This window comes from Streptomyces sp. NPDC034049 (assembly GCF_055575575.1).
Genome location: NZ_JBVISJ010000003.1, coordinates 307889 through 334875, shown reverse-complemented (window position 1 = coordinate 334875; position 26987 = coordinate 307889). Strand labels below are relative to the sequence as shown.

The window sequence follows — 26987 nt, the reverse complement described above, 5'->3', positions numbered from 1 at the left end:
GGGTTACGGGCGCCAGGTGGCCAGGATGCCCTCGTAGACCTCGGCGTCCGTCAGCTCGCGCGGGGTCTCGCCCGCCAGGAAGTGGGACGTGTTGTCGGTCTTCAGCTTGCGGAGGTAGTCGAAGGCCTTGTTCTCCGGGTCGCCGAACGCGACGAACGCGAAGTGGACGTCCGGGTGGTTCTTCGCGGCGTCCGCGAGCGCCTGGTTCGCCGGGGTCTTGGCGTCCGGGGCACCGTCGGTCTGGAAGACGACGAGGGCGGGGGTGCCGGGGGTCGCCTTCTGGTGCTGGGCGAGGACCTCCTCGACGGCCACGTGGTAGCTGGTACGGCCCATGCGGCCGCAGCCGGCGTGCAGGTCGTCGACCTTGTTCTCGAACGCGTCGAGGGTGAGCTCGCCGGTGCCGTCCAGTTCCGTCGAGAAGAAGACGACGGGGACGGTGGGGGGCTGCTCGGGGTCGAGGTGGGCGGCGAGGGCGAGGGTCTGCTCGCCGAGGGCCTGGGCGGAGCCGTCCTTGTAGTAGCCGCGCATCGAGGCGGACCTGTCGAGGACGAGGTAGACCTTGGCTCGGGCGGTGGTGAGGTTCTGCTTGGCGAGTACGTCGTGGGCGGCGGCGTATGCGGTGCGGAGCCCTCCGGGGATGGTGGCGGCGGGCACGGCCTCGGCTGCGCCGTCGGCCCCGTCCGTCTCCCCACCCGCACCACCTGTGCGGCTTTCGTCGTCGGCCGCGGGTGCCACCTGTGGGGCACCTTCACCGTCGGCGACTGCGGCTTCGGGGGTGGTGGTGGCTTCGGGTTTCGCTTCAGGGGCGGCTGCGTCGGCCACGACGACCAGGTCCGGGGTCGCGGAGGGTTCGGTGGGCTCGACGGCGACCGGTTCGGGGGTGGCCTGCGGCTCCGGGGCGGTTTCGGGCTCCTGGGCGGCTTCCGGCTCGGTGGCGACGGCCGGTTCGGTGGCGGCTTCCGGCTCGGGAGCGGTTTCCGGCTCGGCGGCGACGGCCGGTTCCGGGGTGACCTCCGGCTCGGCCTCAGCCGGCGGGGCCGGGGCGGCCTCGGGCTCGGGAGCGGCCTCGGCCTCGGGCGCGGGCTCGGCCTCGGGCGCGGGCTCGGCCTCGGGCGCGGGCTCAGCGGCAGCCTTCGGCTCCTCGGCGGCCTCGGACTCCTCCGCAGCCTTCGACTCCGGCTCGGCCGACGCCTCGGGCTCCGCCTCAGCGGCAGCAACCTCGGCGGGCTCGGCCTCGGCGGCCGGCTCCGGCTCAGGGGTCACGGCCGGCTCGGCGGCAGCCGCCGCCTGCGGCTCCGCCTCGACCACCGGCTCAGCCGCGGCTTCGACGACCGGCGCGGCAGCCTCCTCCTCGGCGGCACCCTTCGCGTCGTCGGCCTCAGCCGCCGCCTCGCGCTCGGTCTCGGCGGCAGTGGCGGGCTCGACGACAGTCTCCGGCTCCGTCTCCGGCTCCGCCTCGGCGACCGGCGCCGCAGCCTCCACCTCATCGGCAGTCTCATCGGCAGTCTCGGCGACCGCCTTCGGCTCGGCCTTGTCGGCGGCCTTCTCCTCGGCCGCCCCGGTCTCCCCGGCCTCGGCGACCGGCTCGGCCTCGACCACCGACGTCTCCGTCTCGGCCTCGACCACCGACGGCTCCACCTCGGTCTCAGCCTCGGCGGGCACCTCGGCCTCGACCTTCTCCTCGCCGACCGGCGTCACCTCAGCCTCAGCCTCAGCCACCGCCTCAGCCTTCGGCGCCGCCCCAGCCACCGGCTCCGGCGTAGCCACAGACTCCGGCGTAGCCCCAGGCTCCGGCTCTCTCTCGGGGGTCTCCGCGCCCCGCGGCTTCGGGACCGTCACGTTGTCGAAGGCCGCCGAGACGAGCTCGTCGGCCACGGAGGAGGCCGCGGGCTCGGTCGCCGGGGCCGGGACCCTCGGCTCGGCCGCCGGGGCCGGGACCGCCGGCTCGGCGGTCTGCTGCGGCGCGGCCCCCTCGGCCGTCGCCGCGGAGGTGTCCTCCGGGGCGGAATCCCGCTCCGCCTCCTGCGAAGGAACCGTGTCGCGCCCCTTGCGTGAGCGGCTGAACGCATTCCGGAGGAGAGAGAGAATGCCCATGTGCGCAACCCTTCGGGTGAGTTGAAGCCCGTCAATCCCTGGCCAGGACGGACACGTAAGGTTAGCGGCCGGGCGTGGCGATCTTGGGGTGGGGCAGGGGCCTTTCACTATCCCCGCCACCCCGCGCTGTCAACACCGCCCCAACTGCCGCAGGTTCACTCCCCGTTCACCTCGCGTCCCCGTTCTCGAACACACGCCCCCCTAGCGTCGCGCTCACACCAAAAGGCACATAAGAGCATCGAGGAGCGCGCTGTGCGCAAGCTGCTGCCCATGATCGGCTCGCATCCCGGCGGCCGTTCCGCCCTGACCTGTCGGTTCCGCTGTGGCGACGCCTGCTTCCACGAGGTGCCGAACACCAGCACCAACGAATACGTGGGCGACGTCATCGCGGGCGCGCTCAGCCGTCGCTCGGTGATGAGGGCCGCCGCCGTCGTCTCCGTGGCGGGCGCGGCCGGCTCGGCCGTCTCGCTCGGCACCGCCGGGCCCGCCGCCGCGGCCACCTCGGCGGACGCCGCGGGGTCCGCCGAGACCGCCGGAGTCGCAGCGTCCAAGGCCCGGCCCAAGGCCGCCCGCGGTCTGCGGTACACCTCCGTCGCGCCGAACACCGCCGACACCGTGACCGTGCCCGACGGGTACAGGCAGAACGTCGTCATCCGCTGGGGCGAGCCGATCCTGCGCGGCGCCCCCGCCTTCGACCCGGAGAACCAGACGGGCAAGGCGCAGGCCGGCCAGTTCGGCTACAACAACGACTTCCTCGCGCTGCTCCCGCTCCCGGGCGAGCGCGGCCGGCAGCTCCTCGTCGCGAACCACGAGTACACCGACGAGGTGCTGATGTTCCGCGGCTACGACGCCGCGAACCCGACCCGTGACCAGGTCGAGGTCGCCTGGGCCGCGCACGGCCTGTCCGCCGTCGTGGTCGAGGAGGACCGGCGCACCGGCAGGCTCACCGCCGTGCCCCGCCACCACCTCAACCGCCGGGTCACGGCGACGACCGAGTTCCGGCTCACCGGCCCCGCCGCCGGATCCGACCTGCTCAGGACCTCCGCCGACCCCACCGGCCGCAAGGTCCTCGGCACCCTCAACAACTGCTCCGGCGGCACCACCCCCTGGGGCACCACGCTGCACGGCGAGGAGAACTTCAACCAGTACTTCGCCAACAGCAGCCGGCCCACCGACAAGCGGTACGGCATCGGCACGGGCGCCAGCGAGCGCAAGTGGGAGCGGTTCGACAAGCGGTTCGACGTGGCCCAGGAGCCGAACGAGGTGCACCGCTTCGGGTACGTCGTCGAGTTCGACCCGTACGACCCGGCCTCCACCCCGCGCAAGCACACCGCCCTCGGCCGTTTCAAGCACGAGGCCGCGACCATCCGGCTCACCGCCGACGGCCGTCCCGTCGTCTACTCCGGCGACGACGAGCGGTTCGACTACTTCTACAAGTTCGTCAGCAGCAAGCGGATGCGGAAGGGGTCGAGCCGCGCGGTGCGCGAGCACAACCTGTCGCTGCTGGACGAGGGCACCCTCTACGTGGCCAAGCTCACCGGCGACTCCCCCGCCATCGAGATCGACGGCACGGGCAAGCTGCCGGCCGACGGCGAGTTCGACGGCAGCGGCGAGTGGATCCCGCTGGCCACCGCCACCGCCGAGGGAGCCGTCTCCCATGTGGACGGCATGACCGCCGACGAGGTCTTCGTCTTCACCCGGCTCGCCGGTGACAAGGTCGGCGCCACCAAGATGGACCGGCCCGAGGACATCGAGCCCAACCCGGTCACCGGCAAGGTCTACGTCGCCCTCACCAACAACTCCAACCGTGGTGTCGGCTCCAACCCCAAGGCGGACGAGGCCAACCCGCGCAACGCCAACAAGCACGGCCAGGTGCTGGAGCTGACCGAGCGCTGGAACCGGCCCGAGAGCACCAGGTTCGCCTGGCTGCTCTTCCTCGTCGCGGGCGACCCGGACGACCCGGCGACCTACTTCGCCGGCTTCCCGAAGGACGACGTCTCCCCGATCTCGTGCCCGGACAACGTCGCCTTCGACCGGTACGGCAACCTGTGGATCTCCACCGACGGCTCCCAGCTCGGCTCGCACGACGGACTGTTCGGCGTGGCGACCAAGGGGGACCGCCGTGGTGAGCTGAAGCAGTTCCTCACCGTCCCGAGCGGCGCCGAGACCTGCGGCCCGATCATCCAGGACCGTCGCGTGCTGGTGGCCGTCCAGCACCCGGGCGAGCTGGACGGGGCCACCGTCGAGAAGCCGAAGAGCACCTGGCCCGACGGTGCGGGCACGTACGTCCGCCCGGCGGTCGTCGCGGTGTGGCGCGCGGACGGCTGCGACATCGGCGTCTGAGCGACACCGGCGTCCGAGCGACACCGGCGCGGACACGGCTGCGGGCCGCCCTCCTGTCGGGGAGGGCGGCCCGCATGTCGTGCCGGGGTGGGCCTCAGGGGGCGAGGCAGCTCACGGCCGGGGCGCCCGCCGGGTCGAGCAGGGCGGCGGGGTCGACGAGGGCGGTCGGGTCGGCCGCCAGCTCCGTCACGGCGGCGGGCGTCTCGGCGAGACACGTGACGGTCCCGACCGGGTCCGGGACCGCGTGGGCGGCCGGGGCCATGGCGCCGGCGAGGGCGAGGGTTCCGAGCAGGACGGTCGCGGTGCGACGCATGAAAAATCCCCTTATAGGTAGGGCGGTTGAACAGGATTGATCATGACTGGTTTTCGGCTGCGCCTTCGCCCTCAGTCACCCGTGCGGGGATGACGTAACGATTCGGCGCCCTGCGCCCGGTTGACCTGCGGAGACCGTGGCTCAGCGGGACGAGGTGATCGTCCGGGCCGCCGCCACCTCCTGGCGGAGCGGCTCCAGCACGCTGCCCGGCGGCCCGCTGAGGTCGGAGCGGACCTCGTAGAGGGTCTCGGTCCTGCGCAGTCCGTCCGCCAACTCCCGCAGTTGCCGGATGACCTGGTCGACCTCGGCGGCGGACGGCGGCTGCGCGCCCTGCTTGATCCGGACCCGGGCGGCCGTCGTCGCGTCCACGATCCGCTCGACCGCCACGACCAGCGGCCACCAGGCGGCTGCGCGCCGGCCGACGGGCGGCGGTTCGGTCAGGGCCCGCTGGAACTCCGTACGGATGGTGGAGAGGTCACGGTAGAGGCGGCGGCGGGTCCGGGCCCGGTCGGCGGGGTCCGCCGGGGTCTGCCCGAAGGCGCGTTCGACGTAGGCGGCCGTGTCGGCGACGGCGTCCGCGAGCCGGTCGCCGACCCGGGCGTGCCAGCTCTCCGGCCAGAGCAGATAGCCCGCCACCAGCGCGATCGCGCAGCCCATGAGGGAGTCGACCAGACGCGGGACGAGCAGATCGGCGCCCTGGTGGTTCAAGGTGTCCGAGAGCAGCAGGATCACCGGGGTGATGGCGGCCGTCTGATAGCCGTAGCCCCGGGGCGTGAGGACGGGGATGAGCGGCGCGAGGAGCAGCATCACCGGCACGTCCCACCAGCCGCGCGGCACCTCCGTGAGGATCGCGGCCGCGACCACCAGCCCCACGACCGTGCCGAGCGCCCGCAGCAGCGCCCGGGAGAACACCGACCCGAAGTCCGGCTTCAGGACGAAGGTGATGGTCAGCGCCACCCAGTACGAGCGCGGCACCGGCACGAGCGACACCAGGGCCTGGGCGATGCCGATGCACAGCGCGAGGCGCAGGCCGTAGCGCCAGGAGGTGCCGGAGAGGACGACGTTCCGGGCGACCCGGAGGGCGCGCACGCCCAGCGGCGCGGGGCGGCCCGCCCGGTCGCCGGCCTTCTTCAGTGCGTCCGGCGACTTCTCGGTGGCGACGTCGGCGGCGTGCCGCAGGGCCTGGTCGACCGCCCGCCCGATCTCGCTCGCGGGCTCCGGCAGCCGCAGGCCCAGCGGCCCCGAGTACCCCGTCTCCACGGCCTCCGCGAGATGCCGTACGGCCACCGGGATCTCGGCGGGCAGCGGCCGGCCGGCCAGCCGTACCGCCGGGGCGGCCTCCACCAGCGGGGTGATCGCGTTCAACTGGGCCAGCAGGCGTACGAGTTCGGGGCTGCGGCCGTGGTGGCGGGCGCGGCGGGCGAGGACCAGGTCGTAGGACTGGTTGAGGGACTGGGTGACCAGGAACCGCGCGTCGTCGTACGAGTCCCGCGTGCCCGGGGCCGCCGGGGTGTCCGCCGTCATCGTGGCGAGGAGGTCCGCGACCTCGCGGTAGGTGTCGGCGACCGCGGCCCGTTCCGGCACGCCCGCCCGCAGCGGCCAGGCGAGCAGGGCCAGGGTGAGGACGAGGAAGCCGCCGCCGGTCATCAGCAGCGGGGCCAGCCACCACGGGCCCGGCATCGGCAGCCCCGCGCCGATCACCGAGTTGAGCAGCAGGAGCAGCCCCGACACGGAGGCCACGGCACCGATCGAGGAGATCATCCCGGAGACGAGCGCGACCCCGGTCAGGACCCCGACGGTGACCCAGCCCTGCCCGTACGCCAGCGACCCGAGCGTGATGCCCACGGCGGCGAACAGCTGGGGGACCGCGATCTTCAGCAGCCGCATCCGGTACGCGGCGGCCGTGTCGCTGATGACGCCCGAGAGGGCACCCATGGAGGCGAGCGCGCCGTACTCGGGACGGCCGGCGGCGAGGCCGAGCACGAGCGGCAGCGTCAGCGCGATCGCCGCGCGCGCCACGGCCGGCCGGTTGACCGGCGCGGGCTGCGGCCGGAGGTTCCGCACCAGCCAGTCGGGCGGGGCGAGGCCGATGGGGAGCGTGCGGGGCATGCGCCCATTATGGCCACGGGTGATCGGGGTCCCCGGGGGGCGTCGGCGACCTCGCGGTTCACCCGCGCCGGTGCAGCGAGAGGTCCACGACGACGGAGTTGTGGTCGGTGCCGGACAGCTCGCGGAAGCGGACCTCGCGGGCGGAGAAGTCCTTCCGGGAGACGAGGACGTGGTCGATCTGGGCGCCGATCCTCGGGGTCGTCCGGGAGGGCCAGGTCGGCCTGCGGTCCTGTCCGGTCAGCCGGGCGGCGTCGTTCATGCCGGTGTCGAGGATCGCGCGGAAGGCCGCGTGGTCCTGGGAGGCGTTGAAGTCACCGGCCAGGATGGTGGGCGTGCGGGTGTCCTCGGCCGCGTACGCGCGCAGCGCGCCCAGCTCCCGGCGCCAGGTGTCCAGCTGGCCCGGCAGCGGCGGCATCGGGTGCGCCAGCTGGAGCCGGACGGGGTGGCCCCCGACGTCGGCGACGGCGCCCGGCATGCCCATCGAGCCGGGGATCGGGTCGGTGGACTTCAGGGGGTACCGGCTGAGGATGACGGAGCCGGTGGAGCCGTAGCCCTCGACGGACTGCCGGTGGGGATAGTCGGGGGTCCGGCCGCTCAGATCGCCGAGCGAGTCGCGGAGCTTCGCCGAGCAGGTCAGCTCGCACTCCTCGACGAAGACGATGTCGGGGCGCTCGCGGCGCACGGCCTTGACGAGGGCGTCGGTGCCGCGGCCGAACTGCACGTTCGACGTCATCACCCGCACCTTCGCGAGCACCGGTCCGGTCGGTTCGCTCGCCTTGCCGTAGGGCTCGATGTACCAGGCGAGGGCGCCGAGGAGCACCACGCCCCAGGTCAGGGTGATCCACCGGCGGGAGAGGAGCGCGAGGAGGAGGGCGAGGGCGGTGGGGGCGAGCAGCCAGGGCAGGAACGCGAGGAGCTGGGGGACCGGGGTGAAGGCGTCGATGCCGGCGGCGCGGGAGCCGACGACGAGGGTGACGCCGAGGAGGAGCAGGACGGCGAGGAAGGCCTTGCCGCCGTGCCGCTTGCGCGGGCGTGGCCCGGCTGCCGGTGCGGGTTCCGGGCTGGGGTCCGGCCGCTCGATGGTCGCGCTCTCCACGGCCGGTGCCTTTCGCTGTTTCTGGCGGGTCCTTCTAAGGACGGGCGGGGTGGGGGGAAGGTTGCGCCGGGGGCGGGATCGGGGCGGGGCACGTGGGCGGGTGCGGGTCCGGTGGGGCTTCTCGCGCGGTTCCCCGCGCCCCTGAAAGGCAACGGCCCTGCGGGCCGAAAAGCGAAGCCGGGCGTAGCCCCGGCTTCGCTTTCAGGGGCGCGGGGAACCGCGCGAGCGGCCACGACGGGCGCGCGGCCGCCGGCGCACACAAGCCCCCACCTCTCGGGCGTTCGGCGGAGCCTACGGCGTGGGGTCCGGCGAGGTCGCCAGGGACCACATCACGAAGACCGCGATGCCGATGCAGATGAGCGACCAGACGGGCGCGTACGGCAGGAACATGAAGTACTCGATGGCGAACAGCGAGGTCAGGGCGATCCCCACCGCGCGAGCCCAGGTCTGGCCCTGGATCACGCCCCACCCGGTGCCCAGGACGCAGAGTCCGATCACCAGATGGATCCAGCCCCAGGTGGTGAGGCTGAACTCGAAGACGTAGCTGCCGATGTTCGTGTACACGTCGTCCGTGGCGATCCCGGCGATGCCGTTGAGGATGCCCATGACGCCGATGACCATCATCAGGACACCGGCGAAGACCATGCCGCCGTGGGCCCACTCCGAGCGGGCTCCCCGGTGGGACATCGGCGTCTCCTGCGACGTGGTGTTCGAGCGTGGTGCGGTGCTGTGCTGGGCCATGTGGGCCTCCTCCTACGGATGGACAGCTCACCCGCATGCTCACGCGGCGGGAGGAGGGCCGCATGCGGTGTAGGCCGAACGGGTGAAACCGGGAGGTGGGAGGCGTGGGAGGGCCGGGACGGGGAACCGGGGCGCGCGGCCCGGCCCGGTGCTCAGTCCAGGCGGGCCAGGAAGGCCCCGAGCGCCTTGTCGAACTCCTCCGGGCGCTCCAGGTTCGGCAGGTGGGCGGCGCCGTCGACGATGTGCAGGGTGGAGTCGGGGAGGGCGGCGTGCATGGCCTCGGCGTCGGAGACCGGGGTGTACTCGTCGTCGGCGCCCACGACGACGAGCGCCGGGACGGTGACGCGGGTGAGCAGCTCGCGGTAGTCGGGGCGCTCGGCCCGCCCGCGCAGGGCCGCCGCGGCGCCCTCGGGGTCGGTGCCCGTCATCATGCGGCGCACCAGGGCCGCGACCTCCGCGTCGGCGTACGGGGCGACCATCTTGAACAGCACCTCGTCGGCGTACCCCGCCATGCCCTCGCGCAGCAGCCGGTCGGCCATGGCGTTCCGGGTGCGCTTGCCCTCCTCGGTCTCGGCGGCCGGGAAGGTGTCGGCGAGGAGGAGGCCGCGGACGCGGTGCGGGAACAGGCGGTAGCACTCCATCGCGATCTGGCCGCCCATCGAGAGTCCCCCGAGGACGAACTCAGGGACCCCCAGGTCGTCCAGGAGCGCGGCGATGTCCTCCGCGAAGGTGGAGAGCGGGGTGACGCCCGGGACGACGGGGGACCGGCCGTAGCCGCGCAGATCGGGCGCGACGACGCGGCGGGTGGGGGAGAACTCGGTGATCTGCGGGTGCCACATCGTGCGGTCGAAGGGGTGGCCGTGGACGAGGACGAGGGGGAGGCGCGCTGGTCGGCCCGCGGGTCGGCCCGCGGGTCCGGGTTCCCCGAGTCCCTCGGGCCCCCCTTTGTCCTCGTATGCGAGGAAGGTGGTCATGACATCGACCCTAGAGTGCCCCAACTCCTCGGTGCAATAAGATCTTTGCCCTCGGTGCAATGTGGCGGCCGGGTGGAGCTGGACAGACGAGAGAGTCACGAGGGTCGAGCAGGTCGAGGGAGGGGGCGGCCATGGCCGACTACCGGCGGATCGCCGATCGCATCGCGGAGGACATCGCCTCCGGGCGGCTGGAGCCCGGTGACCGGCTGCCGCCGCAGCGGGTGTTCGCGCGACGGCGGGGCATCGCCGGGTCCACCGCCGGGCGCGTGTACGCGGAACTGGTGCGGCGCGGGCTGGTCGTGGGCGAGGTCGGGCGCGGGACGTTCGTACGGGCGGCGCCGGCGGCGTCGGTGGGGCGGGCGCTGGCCGAGCAGGCGGGCTCGGCGCCGGTGAACCTGGAGCTCAACTACCCCTCCGCACCCGGCCAGTCGGAGCTGCTGGCCACCGGGCTGGAACCGCTGCTGCGGCCGGACGTGCTGACGGACGCGCTGCGCACGGCCCCGGCGACCGGTACGGCCGCCGCGCGCGAGACGGCGGCCGGGCTGCTCGCCACGGCCGGCTGGCGCCCGGATCCGGGACGGTTCCTCTTCGCCGGGAACGCCCGTCAGGCGATCGCCGCGGCCCTCGCCCACCTCGTACGGCCCGGGGGGCGCGTCGGCGTCGAGTCCCTCACGTATCCGCTGGTCAAGGAGATCGCCGGGCGGCTGGGGGCGACCCTGGTGCCGCTGGCGACGGACGGGGAGGGGCTCCGGCCGGAGGCCGTGGCCGCCGCGCACCGGGCGGCGCCGCTGTCGGCGGTGTACGTCCAGCCGACGCTGCACAATCCGACGTCCGTGACGATGGGCGCGGGGAGGCGGGCCGAACTGGCCCGTGTGGTGCGGGAGTTGGACCTGCCGGTGATCGAGGACCGGATCTGGTCGTTCCTGGCGGGCGGGGACGCGGGTGCCGGTGCGGGGGCGCTGCCGCCGTTGGCCGCGTACGCGCCGGAGCGGGTGTTCCTCGTGGACGGGCTGTCCAAGCGGGTGGCGCCGGGGCTGACGGTCGGCTTCCTGGTGGTGCCGGAGGGCCGGGTCGGGGCGGCGGCGGACGCGTTGCGGTCGGGGGGCTGGGCGGTGGGGCGGTTCGCGTTGGAGGCGGGGGTGCGCTGGATCGCGGACGGGACGGTCGGGCGGCTGGTCGCGGCCAAGCGTGCTGACGCGGCGGCACGGCAGCGGCTGGTCGCCGAGCACCTCGCGGGGTTCACCGTGCGGGGGGACGCGCGGGCCTACTACGCGTGGTGGGAGCTGCCCGAGCCCTGGCGGGCGGACACGTTCCGCGCGGCGGCCGCCGAACGGGGTGTGGCGGTGACGCCGGGGCCGGAGTTCCGTGTCGCGGGGGCGGCCACCGCCGCCGACTGCGTCAGGCTCGGGCTCGCGTCGGTTCCTCCGACGGTGCTGGCGGGGGCGCTGCGGACGCTCGGCGATGTCGCACGAGCCGGCCCGTGAGCCAGGCGGCCCCGGCCACGGTCGTACCGAGCAGCAGCAGTCCCCAGGTCACCGTGCGCAGGGTGGCCGTGAGGGCGTCGTAGACGGCCCCGGCGGCCGCCGGGGAGACGTCCGGGGGCAGGTCGGCGAGTGTCAGGTGGCGGCCGAGGGCCACGGCGACGCCGAGCAGCGCACCGCCGAGCGCCGCGCCGAGACCCGTCGCGCAGACGGCCCGACGACGCTGCGTCGCGACGAGGACGCCCCCGGCGGCCAGCGCGAGCGCACCGACCGGAAGCCAGAACGCGGCGATTTCGAGCACGCGATACCCCTTTCGAAGCTGGACCAGTTCCGCGGCCGACAACACCTCGACCTCGGTGCGCGCGACCGGGATGCGGTGGGCGAACGGCACGTGGTCGCGCACGAGTTGCCGTTTGACGCGCTCGCCGACCGGCGCGAGGTCGAGCGTCACCGCCCGCGCCCCGCCGACGCCGGGCCCGCCCGTGCCCCCGCCGCCGGTGTCCTCCGCGCGCACCGCCGTCAGCACCGCGTCGTGCGCCGCCCGGTTCACCATGTGCCACGCCGTGCGGAACGCCTCGGTCTGCGTGAAGGAGTGCGCCGCGTCGTGCGTGAACTCCCGTACCGGCCGCCGCAGCGGGGGGCCCACCCGGACCTCGCGCAGGACGCCGGCCGCGACCGCGTCCGCGAGCGCCTCCCGGACGGCCGGGTCGCTCGCCAGCGGCGCCATGACCGCCTCGTACCGCGCCCGGTCCGCGAGCTCGTACGTCGCCCACGCGGCCAGCGCGCCCACCGGTGTGAGCAGGCAGGCGAGCGCGGTCAGTACGGCCGACAGGGCGGCGCGGACGGGGTGGGGCACCCCTCCAGGCAAGACCCCCGCCCACGACCTCGCTAGCGCTCCCGACCCGTGTGACTGCGAATGGCCCCCCAGGACAAGCCGAACGGGGAGGGGCCGGGGGCGTGGTCCGCTCCGGTGGAGCGCTCACCCGACCGGGTGTTACCTGGAGGAAGCGTGACAGGGGGTGGCGAAGGGCGCCTCGTCGCGGCCGGGATCACCGGTGGTGTGCTGGCGGTGTCGGCGCTCGGGACGACGACTGCCGCGACAGCGGCGACAGGGGCGACAGGGGCGGCCGAGGCCGGCCACTCCGACGGTGCCGTCCGGGGCACGGTCGTCGCCCGCGGTGACCTCAACCTCCGCGCACAGCCGACGGCGCACTCCCGCGTCGTCGGCTCCCTCGCGCCCGGCAGCCGGGCCGTCGTCGACTGCGCGGTCCGGGGCCAGGAGGTCTTCGGCGACGCGCACTGGTACCGGCTCACCCTGGGAGTGGGAGGAGGAATGACTCAGCCCAAGCGGTGGCCCGTGGCGTCCTCGTGGGTGTAGTAGCGGTAGAAGGCCACCGCGAAGACCGCCGCCGCGATCCCGAGGGACATGAGGGTCGAGCGCATCACGGTGTGCTGGGCGGCCTGGCTGTAGAGGAAGCCGAAGGCGCAGCCGGCGAAGGCGGCCCAGAGGAGGGCGTGCGGTTCGCGGCGCAGCCGGGGCGCGACGGTCAGTACGGCGAGGAAGAGCGCCGCGAAGACGAACGCGGTCACGAAGCCGAAGAGGACGTTCCAGCCGGTGATGGGGCCGGCGTCGCGGTTCATCGCCGCGGCCCAGTAGCCGTAGACGAGGCCGAGGACCACCGGCAGGATCAGCTTCGTGAGCCGGTGGGTGCGCTCACTGAAGACGTCAGGCGTGGCCGGCCCCGCCGACCTGCCCGGGACCGGGGTCCGGCCCGGGACCGAGGGCCTGCCCGGAATCACCGGCCGCCCCGGAGTGGGTGCCGATTGAGCCATGGGAGCACTCCTCTCTTCCCACCCCGCCACTCTCCGCCCCGTCTACCAGACCACACCTGGGGGGAGCGGCTGGCAAGTCGGGGGGCGGAGTGGTGACGGCGGGGTGCCTGCGCGTGGGCGGGTGCGGGTCCGGTGGGGGCTGGTCGCGCAGTTCCCCGCGCCCCTTAAGGGCCTACGGCCCTTTCGAGCCGAAAAAGCACGGGGCGCAGCCCCTGCTTTTTCAGGGGCGCGGGGAACTGCGCGAGAAGCCCCACCGGACCCGCACCCGCCCACGGATGCGGGGGGAGTGGGGGCGTGTTTCGCTGTGGGCATGCGGATGCGGATGCCGGTGCCGTTCGGGCGCCGGGACCCGGACCCCGTCGCGCGGCAGCAGCCGCTGCGGATCCGTGGGCGGAACGTCGCCTGGCTGCCCCCGCTCGTGGTGCTGCTCGCCGTACCGGTGGTCGACTGGTTCACCGGCGGCGACTTCCGGGTCATCTCCTGGCTGGTGCTCGTACCGGGCACGGCCGCCGCGGTCTGCCGGGTGTGGACGACGGCGCTGTTCGCGGCGCTCGCGATGCTCATGTACATCGTGGGCGACAACTCCTGGCCCCACCAGGAGCGCACCGGCCTCCCCGACTTCGTCCTCGTCGCCCTCGGCGGGATCCTGTCCGTGCTGGCCTGCGCGGTACGGCTGCGCGGCCAGGAGCGCATGCTGCACATGCGGGCCGTCGTCGACACCACCCGGCGGATCCTGCTGCGCCAGCTCCCGCCGGACGTCGGCGGCCTCGACCACGCCGAGATCTATCTCGCCGCCGACAGCGAGGCCCGCGTCGGCGGCGACTTCTACGACATCCAGCCCAGCCCCCACGGCACGCGCGTCGTCATCGGCGACGTCCAGGGCAAGGGGCTCGCGGCGGTGGAGGCGGCCTCCGTCCTGCTCGGCACGTTCCGCGAGGCCGCCTACCACGAGGCCGAACCGGCCACCGTGGCAGAGCGGTTGGAGACCCGTATGGTCCGCCATGTGCGCTACTGCGCGCACGTCGGCCGCGACGACGCAGAACGCTTCGCCACCGCCGTCCTGCTCGACTTCCCCGAACTGCGCAGCGAGCGCACCGACTGGGGCCCGGATCTCACGGGGCTCGACGCGCTCACCGTGGACGTCGTCAACTTCGGCCACGAGCCCCCACTGCTGCTCTCGCCACGTGGTGTGCGCTTCCTGCCGCTGCGGGACGGACTGCCGCTGGGGCTCGCCGAGCTGGCGCCGCGGGAGACCCGGACGGCCACCGTGCGGCTGGCCGCCGACGAGACGTTGCTGCTGGTCACGGACGGGGTGACGGAGGCGCGTGACGGGCGCGGGGTCTTCTTCCCGCTCCGCGAGTACGTCGCCCGCGCCCTCGCCGCCGGGGCACCCGCCCTCGACCCCGGGGCCCTGGTCCGCCTCGTCCGCGACGGTGTCCTCGCCCACACCGGCGGCGGTCTCGACGACGACACGACGATCTTCGCGGTACGGCGGGCGTCGCAGCCGGTACGACGGGCCCCGAGCGCCCCACGCTGAACCTCCGGCCCCGCTCCCGCAGTCCTCCTTTCCCCCTTTGCGCGCGCAGCGGTTACGGTGCTGGCTGGTGCGGGTGATCGACGAGGAGTCGGCCGGGAGGCCGGCGGGAGTCGGTGACCGGCGACGACCGGCGAAGTCCGGTGACGGCGAGTCGATGGGGAGGGAACGATGCCCGGAACGGTGCTGCTGCTCGCGGCCTCACCCATGGGCAAGGGCTGCCTGGTGGACGCGGCCTCCGTGCTCCCCGTACTGGCGGCCGTCACACCCGAGGTGCTGTCCGGCGCGGGGACGGCGAACGTCGTGGAGCTGGCCGATCCGCTGGAGCCGCAGGCCGTCCTGACGCGCTTGCGCGCGGCGGCCACCGCGCCCGGTCCGCTCACCGTGTACCTCGCCGGGCAGCTGCAACTCGACCGCAAGCAGCGGCTCGTCCATCTGGCGCTGGCGCGGACGACACCGGCGACGGTCCGGTACACCGCGTTCCCCTGGCACTGGATCGTGGAGGAACTGCGGCTGCGCACGCCCGGGACGACCACGCTGTTCGTCGATCTGCACGCCGACGCGGAGGTGTGGCAGCAACTGGCCGGGGGGCCGTTGACGGCCGGGCCGGGGGTGAGCGTGTACGGGCGGGTCGCGCCGCCGACGGGGGGCGTGCGGCGGGGGGTGGCCGCGCCGGCGTACATGAAGGCGCTGGCGACAATACTGCGCAGCGGGCAGCGGCCGGAGCCGGCGGTGCTGCACGAGCAGGTGCTCGCCCGGACCGCGGGCTACGGCGACCTGCTGCTCTCCTACGACGCCACGGGCTCCGTGCCGGGTGCCACGCTCGGGGGTCCCGCCCCCGCCGTCACCCGTTCCCGACCCCAGGGCTCCGCGCCCCCGGTCCCGCGAAGCGGGCCTCCGGCCCTGCCCGCGCCCGGCCCGCATACGGGTACGGGTCCGGGTACAGGTCAGAACCTTGCGCCCCAGTCGCCCATCCCCACTCCGCCCACTCCCTCCACTCCACCCAGACCACCCGCGTCCCCGCCGCACGCCCCCGCCGTCCCCGTCGCCGATCCGCACGGTGCCATCAGTGCGGCCGTCGGGGCGGGGCGGCATGACGAGGCCGGTGCCCTGGCCGCTCGCTGGGAGCAGGAGGCCCTGCGGGAGTACGGGGACGGGTCGGAGGAGGTGCTGCACTGGCGCGAGGTGCGGGCGGACCTGGCCATGTTCGCGGGCGACCCGGCGGGCAGCTGTGCGGCCTGGATGGGGGTCGCGCGGGCGCGGCTGGCGGCGGGGCGGCCGGCTCAGGACCCGGCGGTCGAGGCCGCGGTCGACCGGGCGCACCACCAGTGGGGGCTGATCACGGACACCGTGCGCGCCCATGAACTGGGCGTGGAACTCGTGGAGTTGCGGGGTCTGGTCCCCGGGCGACGCGCCGGAGCCCTGGAGCACGCCCGGCAGCATCTGGCCGAACTGCGGCGGCAGCCCGCGTAGGGATGAGGTCGGCCCGGCACGTGCCCGGTAGGCCGAGCCGGGTCGATGAGCCGTCGTTCCGTTCGTCGTAGATCGATGAGCCGTCGATCAGGGCGCTTACCGGGCCGACCTCGGAGGGGGAGTTCGTACGGGGCCGCACTGTGCGTACGTGCGTACACACGGTGGACACCGCACGTGGCCCACTTAAGCGGTCGTGGCTCCGAAGCGGATCGGAGCCGGATCAGAGGTTGATCAGAAACTCCCCAGCCGTCGGCAAAGTCCACCTCCCGTCACCACCCTTGGGCTATGCCGGGCGGCTCAGGACGGCGCCGGGATGCGGACCCTGAACCAGGCTCCCCGGTGCGACGGTTCGGAGGGTTCCAGCGTGACCACGCCGCCGTGGGCCGTCGCGATCGCCGCGACGATGCTGAGGCCGAGCCCGCTGCCGGCGGCCCGCGGCTCCTCGCCGCGGACGAAGGGGTCGAAGAGCCGGGCGCGGAGTGCGTCGGGGATCCCCGGGCCGTCGTCCAGCACCTCGATCACCCGGTGGCCGTCCTCCGTACCGAGTCCGAGCGTGGTCGTCGTCCCCGGTGGTGTGTGCACGCGGGCGTTGGCGAGCAGGTTGGCGACCAGCTGGTGCAGCCGCAACGGGTCGCCGGTGACCGTGTGGTCGCCGGGGGCCAGCAGCAGCCGTACGGGTCGGTCGGGGTGGCAGTCACGGGCGGCGGTGACCGCGTCGCGGCACAGCTGGGCGAGGTCCACGCGGGTCAGGCGGAGGGGCTGGCCGAAGTCCAGACGGGTCAGCAGCACCAACTCGTCGATGAGGGCGCCCATCCGGCCGACCTCGGTGGTGATCCGGTCGAGTGCCTCCTGCCGCATCGGTTCGTACGCGGGGTCGCCGACCCGGGCGAGTTCGGCGTACCCGGAGATCGTGGTGAGCGGGTTGCGCAGTTCGTGCCCGGCGGCGGCCATGAACGCGCGCAACCGCCGCTCGGTGTCCTGCCGTTCCCCGACCTCACGGCGACCGAGGCGGCGGGCGCCGATCAGGACGGTGGCCAGGAGGGGGAGCGCGGCGGCCGTCTCGACCTGGAGCAGGCGCGCGACGGCCCGCCGGTCGTCGGCGGTGGACCGGGCGATGACGACATAGCCGCCCTGGCGACTCCGGCCGGTCTCCACCCCGCGGACGACCTGCGCGCGGTAGTTCTCCCCGAACGCCGAGGGCGCGGACCGGTCCGCGTACGCCCGCAGCCGGGCGGGCGTGAGCGCCGGGAACGCGGGCAGGCCGACGGATCCCGGGTACCGCTCGACGACCCTGCCCCGGTCGTCGAGGACGAGGACGAGACCGTTCTCGTCGAGGGGCGGGGCCGGGGGGAGGGTGGGAGGGGAGGGCGTGGTCGCCGAGGCGTCCGGGGAGACCGCCCGCCGGCCGGGGCCGCCGAAGGCCGCCGCGCCGTCGAAGCCGCCGGCTCTCGTGATCTCCTGGTCGGTGCGGGCCGTGAGGTGGTGGGCGAGGGTGTGGGCGGAGAGCGCGGCGACGGCGCCCAGGGTCGCGAGCGTGGCGATCAGCCAGAAGCCGACGGTGCGCTGACCGGTGCGGTGGGGGCGGATCGGCCGCTCGACCGGGGGGTGGGGGCGCCCGGGAAGGGGCCGGGCGCACGTGTCACCCGGCGCGAGCAGCCCGACCGCCCGGATGCTCTCCCCCAGCCCGGCGAACCCGCTCATGTCCGCGACCCACCCGGACCCGCTGTGCCGTCCCCGGAAGGGATTCCGTTCAATCGGCGCACAGTTGGTAGCCCACTCCTCTGACCGTTCGTATGAGGGACTGGCCCGGCCCGCCGAGTTTGCGGCGCAGGTAGTAGATGTACGTGTCGACGACGCCGGAGCCCTCGTCGCGGTGGTTCCAGACGCGCTCCTGGATCTGGCGCCGGGACAGCACGCGGCCGGGGTTCTCCATGAGGTAGCGCAGGAGGGCGAACTCGGTGGTGGTGAGTTCGACGGGGCGGCCGTCGGCCCAGACCTGGTGGGCGTCGGCGTCGAGCTGGACCGCGCCGGCGCGGAGGCGGTTGCGGTCGGGCGCGGGGTGTCCGCCGCCGGCCCGGCGCAGCAGGGCGCGGACCCGGGCGGCGATCTCCTTCAGCTCGAACGGCTTGGTGACGAAGTCGTCGCCGCCCATGTCGAGTCCGCGGACCCGGTCGTCGACGCCGCCGAGGCCGGTGAGGAACAGAACCGGGACGGCGTTGCCCCGGTCGCGCAGGGTCCGGCACACCTCGAAGCCGCTCAGGTCGGGGAGGTTGACGTCGAGGAGGATCAGATCGGGGTCGTGGCGGGTGACGGCCTGGAGCGCCTGGCGGCCGGTGGCCGCGGCGGTCACCTGGTGGCCGAGGAACTCCAGCGCCATCGTCAGCATGGAGCGGACCCCCTCCTCGTCGTCCACGACGAGGAGCCGCGCGGCCGGCGTGGCTGACGCGGCCGGCGTGTTCGCGGTGTACGCGGACGGGAGTGCCGAGGCGGACGAAGCCGCTGGTGGGGGTGTGGAGGGAGCGGCGGGCACAGGCGTGGTCATGTCCTGTTCCTTTGCGAACGTGGCCTCAGATTGAGGTCTCAAGTTTCGAACAGGGCCGTATCGTCACACGTACCGGCAGGTAAGGGAGACCGCTCCCCCCATCATTCGGAACGCCCCCGTCCGGGGGCGCCCCTCATGTCACTTGGTGTAGATGAAGTACTTCCAGGGGCCGTACGTCGTGGTGTTGACGTTGTCGCCCGAGGTCGTGTCGTGGTACTCCGAGCGGAAGCGGAGGCGGACGTCCGTGGTCGGGGTGCCGGTGAGGGTCACGTCGGACCTGCCCGCGGTGCCGAGGGGGAAGTACTCGGAGCCCCCGTCGTGCCAGGCGCCGTCGTAGTGGAACTGCAACTGGAGCCGCTGCTTGCGCTCCGGGTAGTACGACATCGTGGTCTTCAGGACCGGGTCCTTGGACTTGTGGATGTAGTGGTACTTCTGGCCCCACGCCGTCCGGGTCGTGTAGTGGCCCGAGATGGACGACGCGATGGCGACCTTGGTGTAGACGGTGTTGGTGACCGTCTTCGCCTTGTAGCGCGCGTCGCCCGCGAACTTCACCGAGAGCTTGGTGTCGCGCTTGAGGTTCACGGTGACCGACAGGTTGCCGCTGGAGTTCACCGTCCCCGACTTCACCAGCTTGTTCGGCCGGTCCGAGCCGTACGGGTCGGCCCAGATCTCGACCTTGCGGTTCTTGTACGTCGTGCCGAGGTGCGCGGTGAACTTCACGTCCGCGCCGTACGCGTAGGTCTTGCGGTTCTTGTCCAGCGTCAGCGTGGGCGTCGCCCGGGAGACCTCGACGGAGCGGGAGGCGGCCGCGGCGGTGTGCTGCGCGTCGCCCGCGTAGGACACCTTGTACGTGACCTTGCCGCCGGCCGGCGGGGTGTCCGTGAAGGAGAACGTGCCGCCCGTGCCCAGCGTCTTGGTGCCGAGCGACTTGCCCGTGGGGGACTCCAGGTCGGTCCGGGTGACCGTGAGCGGGGTGCCGGCGGGCAGGGCCAGGCCCGAGGTGAGCTTGCCGGAGACCGTGAGCGGCTTGGCGCGGGTGGCGGTCGCCGGGGCGTTCACGGTGAGTGTGGCGGCGTACTTGCGGGGCGCGTCGAGGACGTGGAACAGGCTGCCCTCGCCGCTCCCGGTCATCACGAACAGCTTCTGACCGTCGCCGGACCAGCCGATGGAGTGTCCGAAGAACGGCATCCAGTCGCGGGACAGGTTGCGGACGCTCGCGGGCTTGTCGGCGCCGACGGGGAAGACGTACGTGTCGCCGGCGTCGTCGGTGTCGATGACGGTCGCCGCGACCGTGCCGTCCGGGGCGACGCTGACGGTCTGCGGGTCGTCGGCGACGGGGTAGGTGCGCACCTCCGAGAGGTCGGAGAGCCGGTACTCGGCGAGCGCCCTGTTGCCGGGCCCGGCCACCACGACCGACTGGCCGTCCGGCATCAGGGCGGCGTCCTCGTAGAAGCCGCCCTTCTCGGCGGAGGCGTGGATCACCGGGGTGCCGGAGGAGATGTCGTAGACGACGATCGGGGCCGAGCTGATGCCGAAGTCGAGGGCCGTGAGGGTGCCCGGGTTGTCGGGATCGGCGAGCAGCACCGGCTGGCCGGACCAGTCGTAGCCGGCCGCGAGGTCCAGGTTCACCGTCGGGGTCTCGGCGGTGAGGTCGACCGCGCCGATCCCGGAGTCCCAGTTCTGGCCCCAGCCGAACCAGAGTTTGCCGTCGGCGTAGGCCACCCGGTGCGGGGCGGTCTTCTCGCCGGTCGGGTACTCCGCGCTCAGCGCGAGCGTCGTGGTGTCGACGGCGACGATCTTGTCGGCCTCCGGAGCCGTGGCGTACAGCGTGCCGGAGTCCGGGCTCAGTTCGAGGTCGTTGACGCCGGGCAGACCGGTGAGGGTCTTCACGACGTTGCCCGCGTAGTCGGCGACGATGACCTTGCCGCCGTCGGAGAGGAAGACCTGCTGGTGGACGCCGTCGACCACCGTGTCGTCCGCCCAGTCCGAGAGCGGGAACGGCTTGGCACTGTCGGCCGACGCCGTGGGCGCGACCGCGAGCGCGGCCGAGCTGAAGAGGACTGCCAGCGCGGTGGCAGCCGGAAGAGTGCGCATACGCACAGGTTTCGAACCCCCCGGAACGAAAGAAATGGGCGCGTCGTCGTATGCCGTCGGGCGGGGCCGGTGTGTTCGACCTGTGTCGCGCGTGTGACACCTGTGACGCGTGAGCGAAGACTAGGTCATGCCTCTGACAAGAGGGTCACAGGGGGTGGCGGGGAACTCAACGCATTTACGCACCGCACGTCCACTCCGGCGCACGCGCCCTCCGCGCACCCCGCGCGCGGTCACCCGAACGGCCCTGAGGTGCGCCGTCACCCGGTTGGCCCACTGCTATCCACAAGGGGAGGGGACGTATCCGACGTACCCGCGAAGGGAAGAACCACCCATGGTCAGCCTGTCCGTCGACCTGTCCGTCGACTTCACCCAGGGCTTGAACGACGCCTGGTCCAAGGTCGCGCAGTTCGTACCGCAACTCGTCGCCTTCCTCGTCATCCTGGTCGTCGGCTGGTTCGTCGCGAAACTCGTCTCCCGCGTCGTCGACCGCGTGCTGCGCAAGGTCGGCTCCGAGCGCCTCTCCGAACGTGCCGGAACGTCCCGGCTGCTGCGGGACTCCTCGTACGACCTGACCGGCATCCTCCGCCGGATCGTGTACTACGCGCTGATGCTGATGACCCTCCAGTTCGCGCTGGGCGTCTTCGGCGCGAACCCCGTCAGCGCGCTGATCGACGACATCGTGGGCTGGCTGCCGCGCGCCGTCGTCGCCGTGGTCCTCGTGGTCGTCGCGATGGCCGTCGCGGGCGCGGTGCGCGGGATCGTCGGGGGCGCCCTCTCCTCCCTCTCCTACGGCCGCACCCTCGCGACCGCCGTCTGGGCCTGCGTCGTCGGCCTCGGTGTCATCGCGGCGCTCGGCCAGGCCGGCATCGCCCAGGACGTCACCCGGCCCGTCCTCTACGCCGCGCTCGGCACGGTCGCCGGCATCCTCGTCGTCGGGGTCGGCGGCGGACTGATCGGCCCGATGCGGCAGCGCTGGGAGCGGATGCTGACGGCGGTGGAGCGGGAGACCGTGCAGGTGCGGGGGAGCGTGGCGGCGTACCAGGCGGGCCGCGAGACGGCGATCGGCCACCAGGCGGGCTCCCGCGAGCGGGCGGACACGGCGGGCACCGAGATCTGACCGCCACGCTCGACGGTGGCGACGACAGCGACAGCGAAGGCGGCGGCGTCCGGCTCTCGATCGAGAGCCGGACGCCGCCGCCTTCATTGCCGTCCCGTCGCCACCGCCGTGGTGTCAGCCCGCGCCGTTGGGGTCGAAGGCGATGCCCGAGGGCATGGCGCGGCTCAGCTCGGTGGTGAAGCGGCCGTCCTTCAGCGGGAAGTTGGCGTCGCCCCAGGTGGCGTCCTGCATCCGGGACTGGAGGCTCGACGTCCAGGTGTTGCTGGTGCCCGGGTAGCTGTTCCAGCTGACCAGGCCCGGGAAGTCCCAGCCGCCGTTGCCCCAGGCCTCCGCCGTCTCACCGGACTTGGCGAAACGGAAGGCGTGGGTCAGCGCGCCGTCCTTGTGGTAGACGACCTTCAGCCGGACCCCGTCCTTCGGGACCGAGGCGAACGTGGTGGTGGAGTAGCCACCGTGCGCGGAGACGGACACGTACTCCGGCGTGCTCGCGCCCTGCCGCACCCAGATGACCGCGGCCTCCCAGTCGTGCCGGTGCGAGGTGGCCGTGCAGTCCGCACAGCTCATGTCCTTCTCGAAGTACAGGGTGTAGACGATGGCGCACCACCCGTTGTTGCACTTCACACGCGAGTACGTGTTGGCCTTGCCGAGGTGGTCCGAGCGGCACTGCCCGGTGACCGGACCGCTGTCGTCGAGACCGCCGTTGAGGGTGCCGCTCGCATTGATCGCCGCCGCGGGGAAGCAGCTGTCGGAGTCGTAGTCGAAGACCGGCTGGAACGTCTTCTGGAACGAGGTCGTGCTCTCGTTCAGCGGGTTCAGCACGCCCGCGTGCGCGCTGCCGGTGAACCCGATCGTCAGGGCGACGGCGCTGCCCGCGACCGCCGCGGCCCTGCCGAGACGGGCGAGGCGCGAACGCACGGACTCCGTGGACCTCTTCGTAGCGTGGGACATCAGCGGTTTCTCTCCACTCGGCTCAGCGTGGGGGTCGCCGGTGATCCGGCTCTGCGGAACCGAGGCTGGCAAGCGGGGAGTTGATCGGCACCTCCTCCCACCGGGGCAATCAACTCGGCGCCCCGCTTCCGAGTTGTTCGGCCCGGCGTACGACCGCTGTCATCAACACCACACTTCGCGCGTCCAGGGTTACGCGTGTCCACCTGCGTACGTATGGTGAGCGCCGCCTGAACCGGAAGCGGGTGATCCTGTGGGGCGTCCCGAAAGACCGTTGGACCCGGCGGCCGGGCCCGTGCAGCGCCTCGCCCACGAACTGCGGGAGCTGCGCCGGGCTGCGGGCACCCCGTCCTACCGGGCGATGGCCGAGGACGCCGGCTTCTCCGCGACGACTCTCTCCCAGGCGGCGGCCGGCGAACGGCTGCCCTCCCTCGCCGTCGTCCAGGGCTATGTCCGGGCCTGCGGGGGCGATCCGGCCGACTGGGAGCCGCGCTGGAGGGAGGCCGACGCCGCGGCCGGCGCGGCCGCCGTGGAGGACGGCGGCGACCACCCGGCGCCGTACCGGGGCCTCGCCCGCTTCGAACCCGACGACCACGCGCTGTTCTTCGGCCGCGACCGGCTGGTGGAGGAGCTGGGCGACCTGGTCGACGCCCACCGCTTCGCGGCCGTCTTCGGCGCCTCCGGCAGCGGCAAGTCGTCCCTGCTGCGCGCCGGTTTCCTGCCCCGGCTGCGTGAGCGGATCGCCCGGCAGGAGTGCGTGTCCGTGCTGCGGGTCCTCACCCCCGGCGCCCGCCCGGCCGAGACGTACGGCCACCTGCTGACGGTGACCGACGGCGAACCGGACAGCTGGGTCGTGGTCGACCAGTTCGAGGAGGTGTTCACCCTCTGCCGGGACGAGACGGAACGGGCCCGCTTCCTCGACCTGCTGCTCACCGCCCGCGACCCCGCCTCCCGCCTCCGGGTCCTCATCGCCGTACGCGCCGACTTCCACGCCCGCTGCGCCGAACACCCCGGCCTCGCCGAGGTCCTGCGCCACGCCGGGCTGCCCGTCGGCCCGATGACCGCCGACGAGCTGCGCGAGGCGGTGGTACGGCCCGCGCAGGCGGCCGGACTCCTGGTGGAACGGTCCCTCGCCGCCACCGTCGTCGAGGAGGTCCAGGGCCGCCCCGGCGCGCTGCCCATGCTGTCGCACGCCCTGCTGGAGACCTGGCGCCGCCGCCGGGGCCGCATGCTCACGGCCGCCGCGTACGAGGCGGCCGGCGGTCTCAACGCTGCGATCGCGGCGAGCGCGGAGGCCGTCTACGGCGAGCTGTCCGCGCCGCAGGCCACCGCCGCCCGGCAGTTGCTGCTGCGGCTGGTCGAACCGGGCCGGGGCACCGTCGACACCGGGCGCCCGCTGACCCGGGACGAACTCTCCGAGTGTTCCCACCCCGACATCCCCGTGGTCGCGGAACGGCTCGCCCGCGCCCGGCTGCTGACCGTCGACGAGGAGGGCGTCCGGCTCGCCCACGAGTCGCTGATCGCCTGCTGGCCCAGGCTGCACGGCTGGATCGACCAGGACCGCGAACGGCTGCGCCACCACCGGCAGCTCACCGAGGCCGCCCGCGCCTGGCTGGAGCACGACCGCGACCCCGGCACGCTCTACCGGGGCACCCGGCTGGCCCGGGCCGAGGAGGTGTTCCCCGGCCACGCCCGTGACCTCGCGCTCACCGAGGCCGAACGGGCCTTCCTCACCGCCGCGTTCGACGTCCGGGAGACCGAGCGGCGCGCCGCTCGCCGCGCCACGCGTCGCGCCCGGGCCCTGGTGGGCGCGCTCTCCGCGGTCCTCGCGGTGGCGCTCGTCGCCGGGCTCGCGGCCTGGCGGCAGCGCGATGACAACGTTCTCCAGCGCACACAGAACACCGCGCGCCGCATCGCCGCCGTCGCGGACGGCCTGCGCACCACCGATCCGCGCGCCGCGCTCCTCCTCGGCGTCGCCGCCTGGCGCATCGCCCCGCTCCCGGAGACCCGCCGCGCGCTCCTCGGCTCCCTCGCCCAGCCCGAGGTGGACGCCTTCAGCGACCCCGCCTCCGGCTACCGCTCCCAGCGGTTCCTCGCCGACTCCGGCCGCACCCTCCTCAGCGTCGACGACCGCACCTGGCAGACCTGGGACCTCGCCACCCGCCGCACCACCGCCTCCGGCCACCTCCCGCCCGGCGAGGTCCTGGCGGCGGGCCCCGACGCCCGCGTCCTCGCGATCTCGACGACGCCGGGGGCGGGGGACGGCGACGCGCCCGGAACCGTCCGGCTGTGGGACGCGCGTGCCGGCCGGTGGACCGGGGGAGCGCCGCTGCGGCTGTCGGGCGGGGAGGGGGCCGAGATCGCGTTCGGGGCGAGCGGGGGGAGTTATGTGGTGGGAGAGGGCGCGGACGCCGCCACGGGTGGTTCGGGGGCGGACGGGGCGGGCGCCGGTGACGGTTCGGCCGGCGGCGCGCGTACGGGTGCGGACGCGGCTTCGGCTTCGGCTTCGGCGGCTGGGTCGGTCGGCGGGCGGGTGCGGGTGCGGTCCGTCGTGGACGGGGCCGTGTTGTTCGAGGCGCGCGGGGTCATGCCGGCGAACGTGGCGCCCGACGGGGACGACCGCCGGGTGGCCGTGTGCCCGGCCGGGAAGGCGCCGCGCGTGCTGGAGGTGGACGGGCGGCAGGTGGTGCACGGCTCCTGGGAACGGGAGCGCGGGGTCTGCGGCGCCGACTCGGCGGTGGTGTTCGGCGCGGCCGGCCGCTTCGCGGTCGTGGCCGGTGGCGAGGTACGGGTGTGGGACGCCCGGACCGGCACCCGGGTGGCCGTGCTCCAGGACCCCGGCGTGCGGTACGCCGCGTTCAGCCGGGACGGCGGCTTCCTGGCGACCGCCGGTACCGCCGACGAGATCCGGGTGTGGCGGCTGTCGTCACCGGCCGCCCCCGTCCTCCGGCACCCCCTCAACAACCAGCATCTGCACGGCGGTCTCGCCTGGGACCCGGGAACGTCCGTCCTGCGCTACCTGGAGGGCGGCACCGCCCACACCCTCGACCTGACGACCACGGTCACCGAGGCCTGGCGCGACCGCCCCGTGGACGCGGTCCTGCTGAGCCCGGACGGCCGCCTGTACGCCACGGCCACCCGGACGGGGACAGGCACACCGACCGGCACCGGCTCCAGCACGGGCACCGGCACACCGACCGGCACCGGCGGCGAAAGCGTGGGCGGCGGAAGCGCGGGCGCCGGTCGCGCGGACGGTGGCTCCGGGTTCCGCTTCGAACTCCGCGACACCCGCGACGGCCGCCTGATCCGCACCCTGCCGTCGTCGCCCTCGCCCGCTCCCCCGCCTCCGGCCTTGGTCACGTCCCAGGTCGGTTCCCCCCAGCGGCTCGCCCCGGCCGACACCGTCCCCCAGACGGCGTTCAGCCCCGACGGAGGCAGGTTCGTCTACGGCGTCACCGGCCCCGGTGCGCGGGGCGCGTCGCAGTGGTTCACCGTCTGGGACGTGGCCCGGGGCCGCGCACAGAGCGTGCTGGACCTGGGCCGTACCCGGTCCGGCACCGAGGTGACGGCGCTGGCCCTGACCTCCGACGGCCACACCCTCTTCACCACCCGGACCCCGGTCGACGGCGAGCCGAGCAACGAGCAGTGGAACACCGAGACCCGCGGCCGCACCGACACCCTCACCGGGCCGGGTCTGGGCGGCGCCCGCCTCGCGCTCAGCCCCCGCGACGAACTGGTCGTCGGCGACAACCGGGTGGCCCGCGACGGCACCGGGCGGAGCGCCGCGCTGGACCTCGTACAGGGCGACCACATCAGCGCGCTGGCGTTCAGCCCCGACGGGAGCCGGGTCGCGGCGGGCGACCGCACCGGCCGGGTCGCGCTGTGGGACGGCGAGCTGCACCGCCGGGCCGGTGTCCTGCGCAACGTCTTCCCGGCCCCGCTCGGCGGCGGCACCCCGGAGGCCGTCAGCGCCCTCGCGCTCAGTCCCGACGGCCACACCCTCGCCGTCGGCGGCGACGCCGGCACGGTCCAGCTCTGGGACACCACCACCCAGCAGCCGCTGGGCGGACCGCTCCCCTCCCCCGGCGAGCGCATCGCGTCACTCGCCTTCAGCCCCGACAGCACGACCCTCTACGCCGGCGGCGCCCATGTGCCCCTCCTCCGCCACACGGTCGCCCCGGGCCGCACCGTCGCCCAGGTCTGCGCCCGCGCCGGGGACGAGGATCTGTCGAGGGGCGAGTGGGCCACGTACGTACCGGACGCGCCGTACCGAAAGGTGTGCGGCTGAGGGGCACCGA

General features: G+C 73.9%; 19 protein-coding genes. 7 read left to right on the top strand and 12 right to left on the bottom strand.

Going from position 1 to position 26987, the window contains the following annotated elements; all coding sequences use genetic code 11:
• Positions 1 to 3 precede the first annotated feature (3 nt).
• Positions 4 to 2094, bottom strand: a complete 2091-nt coding sequence (locus ACZ52C_RS11080) for a VWA domain-containing protein (protein WP_469074441.1) — start codon at positions 2092 to 2094, stop codon at positions 4 to 6.
• Positions 2095 to 2346: 252 nt separating this feature from the next.
• Here ACZ52C_RS11080 and ACZ52C_RS11075 point away from each other — a divergent pair, with 252 nt between their 5' ends.
• The gene (locus ACZ52C_RS11075) at positions 2347 to 4437 is read left to right on the top strand and encodes a PhoX family protein (RefSeq protein WP_469074440.1); all 2091 of its coding nucleotides are present in this window, start codon (positions 2347 to 2349) and stop codon (positions 4435 to 4437) included.
• Between the two features lie 94 nt (positions 4438 to 4531).
• Here the strand turns inward: ACZ52C_RS11075 and ACZ52C_RS11070 are convergent, their stop codons facing one another.
• The 5 genes from ACZ52C_RS11070 to ACZ52C_RS11050 all read right to left on the bottom strand — a co-directional run bounded on the left by ACZ52C_RS11070 (position 4532) and on the right by ACZ52C_RS11050 (position 9670).
• Positions 4532 to 4750 carry a hypothetical protein gene (locus ACZ52C_RS11070; RefSeq protein ID WP_319240180.1) on the bottom strand — a complete coding sequence of 73 codons (219 nt, stop codon included), beginning with the start codon at positions 4748 to 4750 and terminating at the stop codon, positions 4532 to 4534.
• A gap of 141 nt (positions 4751 to 4891) precedes the next feature.
• On the bottom strand, positions 4892 to 6859 hold the full coding sequence (locus ACZ52C_RS11065) for an FUSC family protein (protein ID WP_469074439.1): 1968 nt from the start codon (positions 6857 to 6859) through the stop codon (positions 4892 to 4894).
• Between the two features lie 58 nt (positions 6860 to 6917).
• A complete protein-coding gene (locus ACZ52C_RS11060; RefSeq protein WP_469074438.1) occupies positions 6918 to 7955 on the bottom strand; it encodes an endonuclease/exonuclease/phosphatase family protein in 1038 nt (345 codons plus the stop codon).
• Positions 7956 to 8246: 291 nt separating this feature from the next.
• A complete protein-coding gene (locus ACZ52C_RS11055; protein WP_469074437.1) occupies positions 8247 to 8696 on the bottom strand; it encodes a DUF7144 family membrane protein in 450 nt (149 codons plus the stop codon).
• Between the two features lie 152 nt (positions 8697 to 8848).
• The gene (locus ACZ52C_RS11050; protein ID WP_469074436.1) at positions 8849 to 9670 is read right to left on the bottom strand and encodes an alpha/beta fold hydrolase; all 822 of its coding nucleotides are present in this window, start codon (positions 9668 to 9670) and stop codon (positions 8849 to 8851) included.
• Between the two features lie 131 nt (positions 9671 to 9801).
• Between ACZ52C_RS11050 and ACZ52C_RS11045 the strand changes: the two genes are divergently transcribed.
• The gene (locus ACZ52C_RS11045; protein ID WP_469074435.1) at positions 9802 to 11154 is read left to right on the top strand and encodes an aminotransferase-like domain-containing protein; all 1353 of its coding nucleotides are present in this window, start codon (positions 9802 to 9804) and stop codon (positions 11152 to 11154) included.
• Here ACZ52C_RS11045 and ACZ52C_RS11040 read toward each other — a convergent pair.
• Positions 11069 to 12007: a hypothetical protein gene (locus ACZ52C_RS11040; protein WP_469074434.1), complete on the bottom strand. Its 939-nt coding sequence runs from the start codon at positions 12005 to 12007 to the stop codon at positions 11069 to 11071. The genes ACZ52C_RS11045 and ACZ52C_RS11040 overlap by 86 nt on opposite strands.
• Positions 12008 to 12160: 153 nt before the next feature.
• Here ACZ52C_RS11040 and ACZ52C_RS11035 point away from each other — a divergent pair, with 153 nt between their 5' ends.
• On the top strand, positions 12161 to 12529 hold the full coding sequence (locus ACZ52C_RS11035) for a hypothetical protein (protein ID WP_469074433.1): 369 nt from the start codon (positions 12161 to 12163) through the stop codon (positions 12527 to 12529).
• Here the strand turns inward: ACZ52C_RS11035 and ACZ52C_RS11030 are convergent.
• Positions 12490 to 12984: a hypothetical protein gene (locus ACZ52C_RS11030; protein ID WP_469074432.1), complete on the bottom strand. Its 495-nt coding sequence runs from the start codon at positions 12982 to 12984 to the stop codon at positions 12490 to 12492. The two genes, ACZ52C_RS11035 and ACZ52C_RS11030, sit on opposite strands and share 40 nt — an antisense overlap.
• A 310-nt stretch (positions 12985 to 13294) precedes the next feature.
• On the opposite strand from ACZ52C_RS11030, the gene ACZ52C_RS11025 reads away from it, so the two are divergent.
• Together ACZ52C_RS11025 and ACZ52C_RS11020 are read left to right on the top strand one after the other, a co-directional pair.
• Positions 13295 to 14521, top strand: a complete 1227-nt coding sequence (locus ACZ52C_RS11025) for a PP2C family protein-serine/threonine phosphatase (RefSeq protein WP_469074431.1) — start codon at positions 13295 to 13297, stop codon at positions 14519 to 14521.
• A gap of 168 nt (positions 14522 to 14689) precedes the next feature.
• The gene (locus tag ACZ52C_RS11020) at positions 14690 to 15991 is read left to right on the top strand and encodes a hypothetical protein (RefSeq protein ID WP_469074430.1); all 1302 of its coding nucleotides are present in this window, start codon (positions 14690 to 14692) and stop codon (positions 15989 to 15991) included.
• A gap of 297 nt (positions 15992 to 16288) precedes the next feature.
• On the opposite strand, the gene ACZ52C_RS11015 is transcribed toward ACZ52C_RS11020, so the two are convergent.
• The 3 genes from ACZ52C_RS11015 to ACZ52C_RS11005 form a co-directional block, all read right to left on the bottom strand.
• The gene (locus ACZ52C_RS11015; RefSeq protein ID WP_469074429.1) at positions 16289 to 17692 is read right to left on the bottom strand and encodes a sensor histidine kinase; all 1404 of its coding nucleotides are present in this window, start codon (positions 17690 to 17692) and stop codon (positions 16289 to 16291) included.
• Positions 17693 to 17741: 49 nt separating this feature from the next.
• Complete coding sequence (locus ACZ52C_RS11010; RefSeq protein WP_469074428.1) at positions 17742 to 18533, bottom strand: response regulator transcription factor; 792 nt, start codon at positions 18531 to 18533, stop codon at positions 17742 to 17744.
• Between the two features lie 138 nt (positions 18534 to 18671).
• Positions 18672 to 20627, bottom strand: a complete 1956-nt coding sequence (locus ACZ52C_RS11005) for a YncE family protein (protein ID WP_469074427.1) — start codon at positions 20625 to 20627, stop codon at positions 18672 to 18674.
• Between the two features lie 331 nt (positions 20628 to 20958).
• On the opposite strand from ACZ52C_RS11005, the gene ACZ52C_RS11000 reads away from it, so the two are divergent.
• Positions 20959 to 21744 (top strand): membrane protein, encoded by a 786-nt coding sequence (locus tag ACZ52C_RS11000; RefSeq protein WP_469074426.1) that lies wholly within the window; start codon positions 20959 to 20961, stop codon positions 21742 to 21744.
• A 114-nt stretch (positions 21745 to 21858) separates the two neighbouring features.
• On the opposite strand, the gene ACZ52C_RS10995 is transcribed toward ACZ52C_RS11000, so the two are convergent.
• Positions 21859 to 22692, bottom strand: coding sequence for an NPP1 family protein (locus ACZ52C_RS10995; RefSeq protein WP_469074425.1), 834 nt, complete (start codon positions 22690 to 22692; stop codon positions 21859 to 21861).
• A 250-nt stretch (positions 22693 to 22942) separates the two neighbouring features.
• On the opposite strand from ACZ52C_RS10995, the gene ACZ52C_RS10990 reads away from it, so the two are divergent.
• On the top strand, positions 22943 to 26977 hold the full coding sequence (locus ACZ52C_RS10990) for an nSTAND1 domain-containing NTPase (protein WP_469074424.1): 4035 nt from the start codon (positions 22943 to 22945) through the stop codon (positions 26975 to 26977).
• Positions 26978 to 26987: the final 10 nt, after the last annotated feature.

Excerpts from the sequence above, each read along its gene's own strand:
- ACZ52C_RS11050 (WP_469074436.1), bottom strand. The coding sequence starts at position 9,670 with ATGACCACCTTCCTCGCATACGAGGACAAAGGGGGGCCCGAGGGACTC.
- ACZ52C_RS11070 (WP_319240180.1), bottom strand. The coding sequence starts at position 4,750 with ATGCGTCGCACCGCGACCGTCCTGCTCGGAACCCTCGCCCTCGCCGGC.
- ACZ52C_RS11000 (WP_469074426.1), top strand. The coding sequence starts at position 20,959 with ATGGTCAGCCTGTCCGTCGACCTGTCCGTCGACTTCACCCAGGGCTTG.
- ACZ52C_RS11025 (WP_469074431.1), top strand. The coding sequence starts at position 13,295 with ATGCGGATGCGGATGCCGGTGCCGTTCGGGCGCCGGGACCCGGACCCC.
- ACZ52C_RS10995 (WP_469074425.1), bottom strand. The coding sequence starts at position 22,692 with ATGTCCCACGCTACGAAGAGGTCCACGGAGTCCGTGCGTTCGCGCCTC.
- ACZ52C_RS11010 (WP_469074428.1), bottom strand. The coding sequence starts at position 18,533 with ATGACCACGCCTGTGCCCGCCGCTCCCTCCACACCCCCACCAGCGGCT.
- ACZ52C_RS11005 (WP_469074427.1), bottom strand. The coding sequence starts at position 20,627 with ATGCGCACTCTTCCGGCTGCCACCGCGCTGGCAGTCCTCTTCAGCTCG.
- ACZ52C_RS11065 (WP_469074439.1), bottom strand. The coding sequence starts at position 6,859 with ATGCCCCGCACGCTCCCCATCGGCCTCGCCCCGCCCGACTGGCTGGTG.
- ACZ52C_RS11030 (WP_469074432.1), bottom strand. The coding sequence starts at position 12,984 with ATGGCTCAATCGGCACCCACTCCGGGGCGGCCGGTGATTCCGGGCAGG.
- ACZ52C_RS11015 (WP_469074429.1), bottom strand. The coding sequence starts at position 17,692 with ATGAGCGGGTTCGCCGGGCTGGGGGAGAGCATCCGGGCGGTCGGGCTG.
- ACZ52C_RS11020 (WP_469074430.1), top strand. The coding sequence starts at position 14,690 with ATGCCCGGAACGGTGCTGCTGCTCGCGGCCTCACCCATGGGCAAGGGC.
- ACZ52C_RS11080 (WP_469074441.1), bottom strand. The coding sequence starts at position 2,094 with ATGGGCATTCTCTCTCTCCTCCGGAATGCGTTCAGCCGCTCACGCAAG.
- ACZ52C_RS11045 (WP_469074435.1), top strand. The coding sequence starts at position 9,802 with ATGGCCGACTACCGGCGGATCGCCGATCGCATCGCGGAGGACATCGCC.
- ACZ52C_RS11055 (WP_469074437.1), bottom strand. The coding sequence starts at position 8,696 with ATGGCCCAGCACAGCACCGCACCACGCTCGAACACCACGTCGCAGGAG.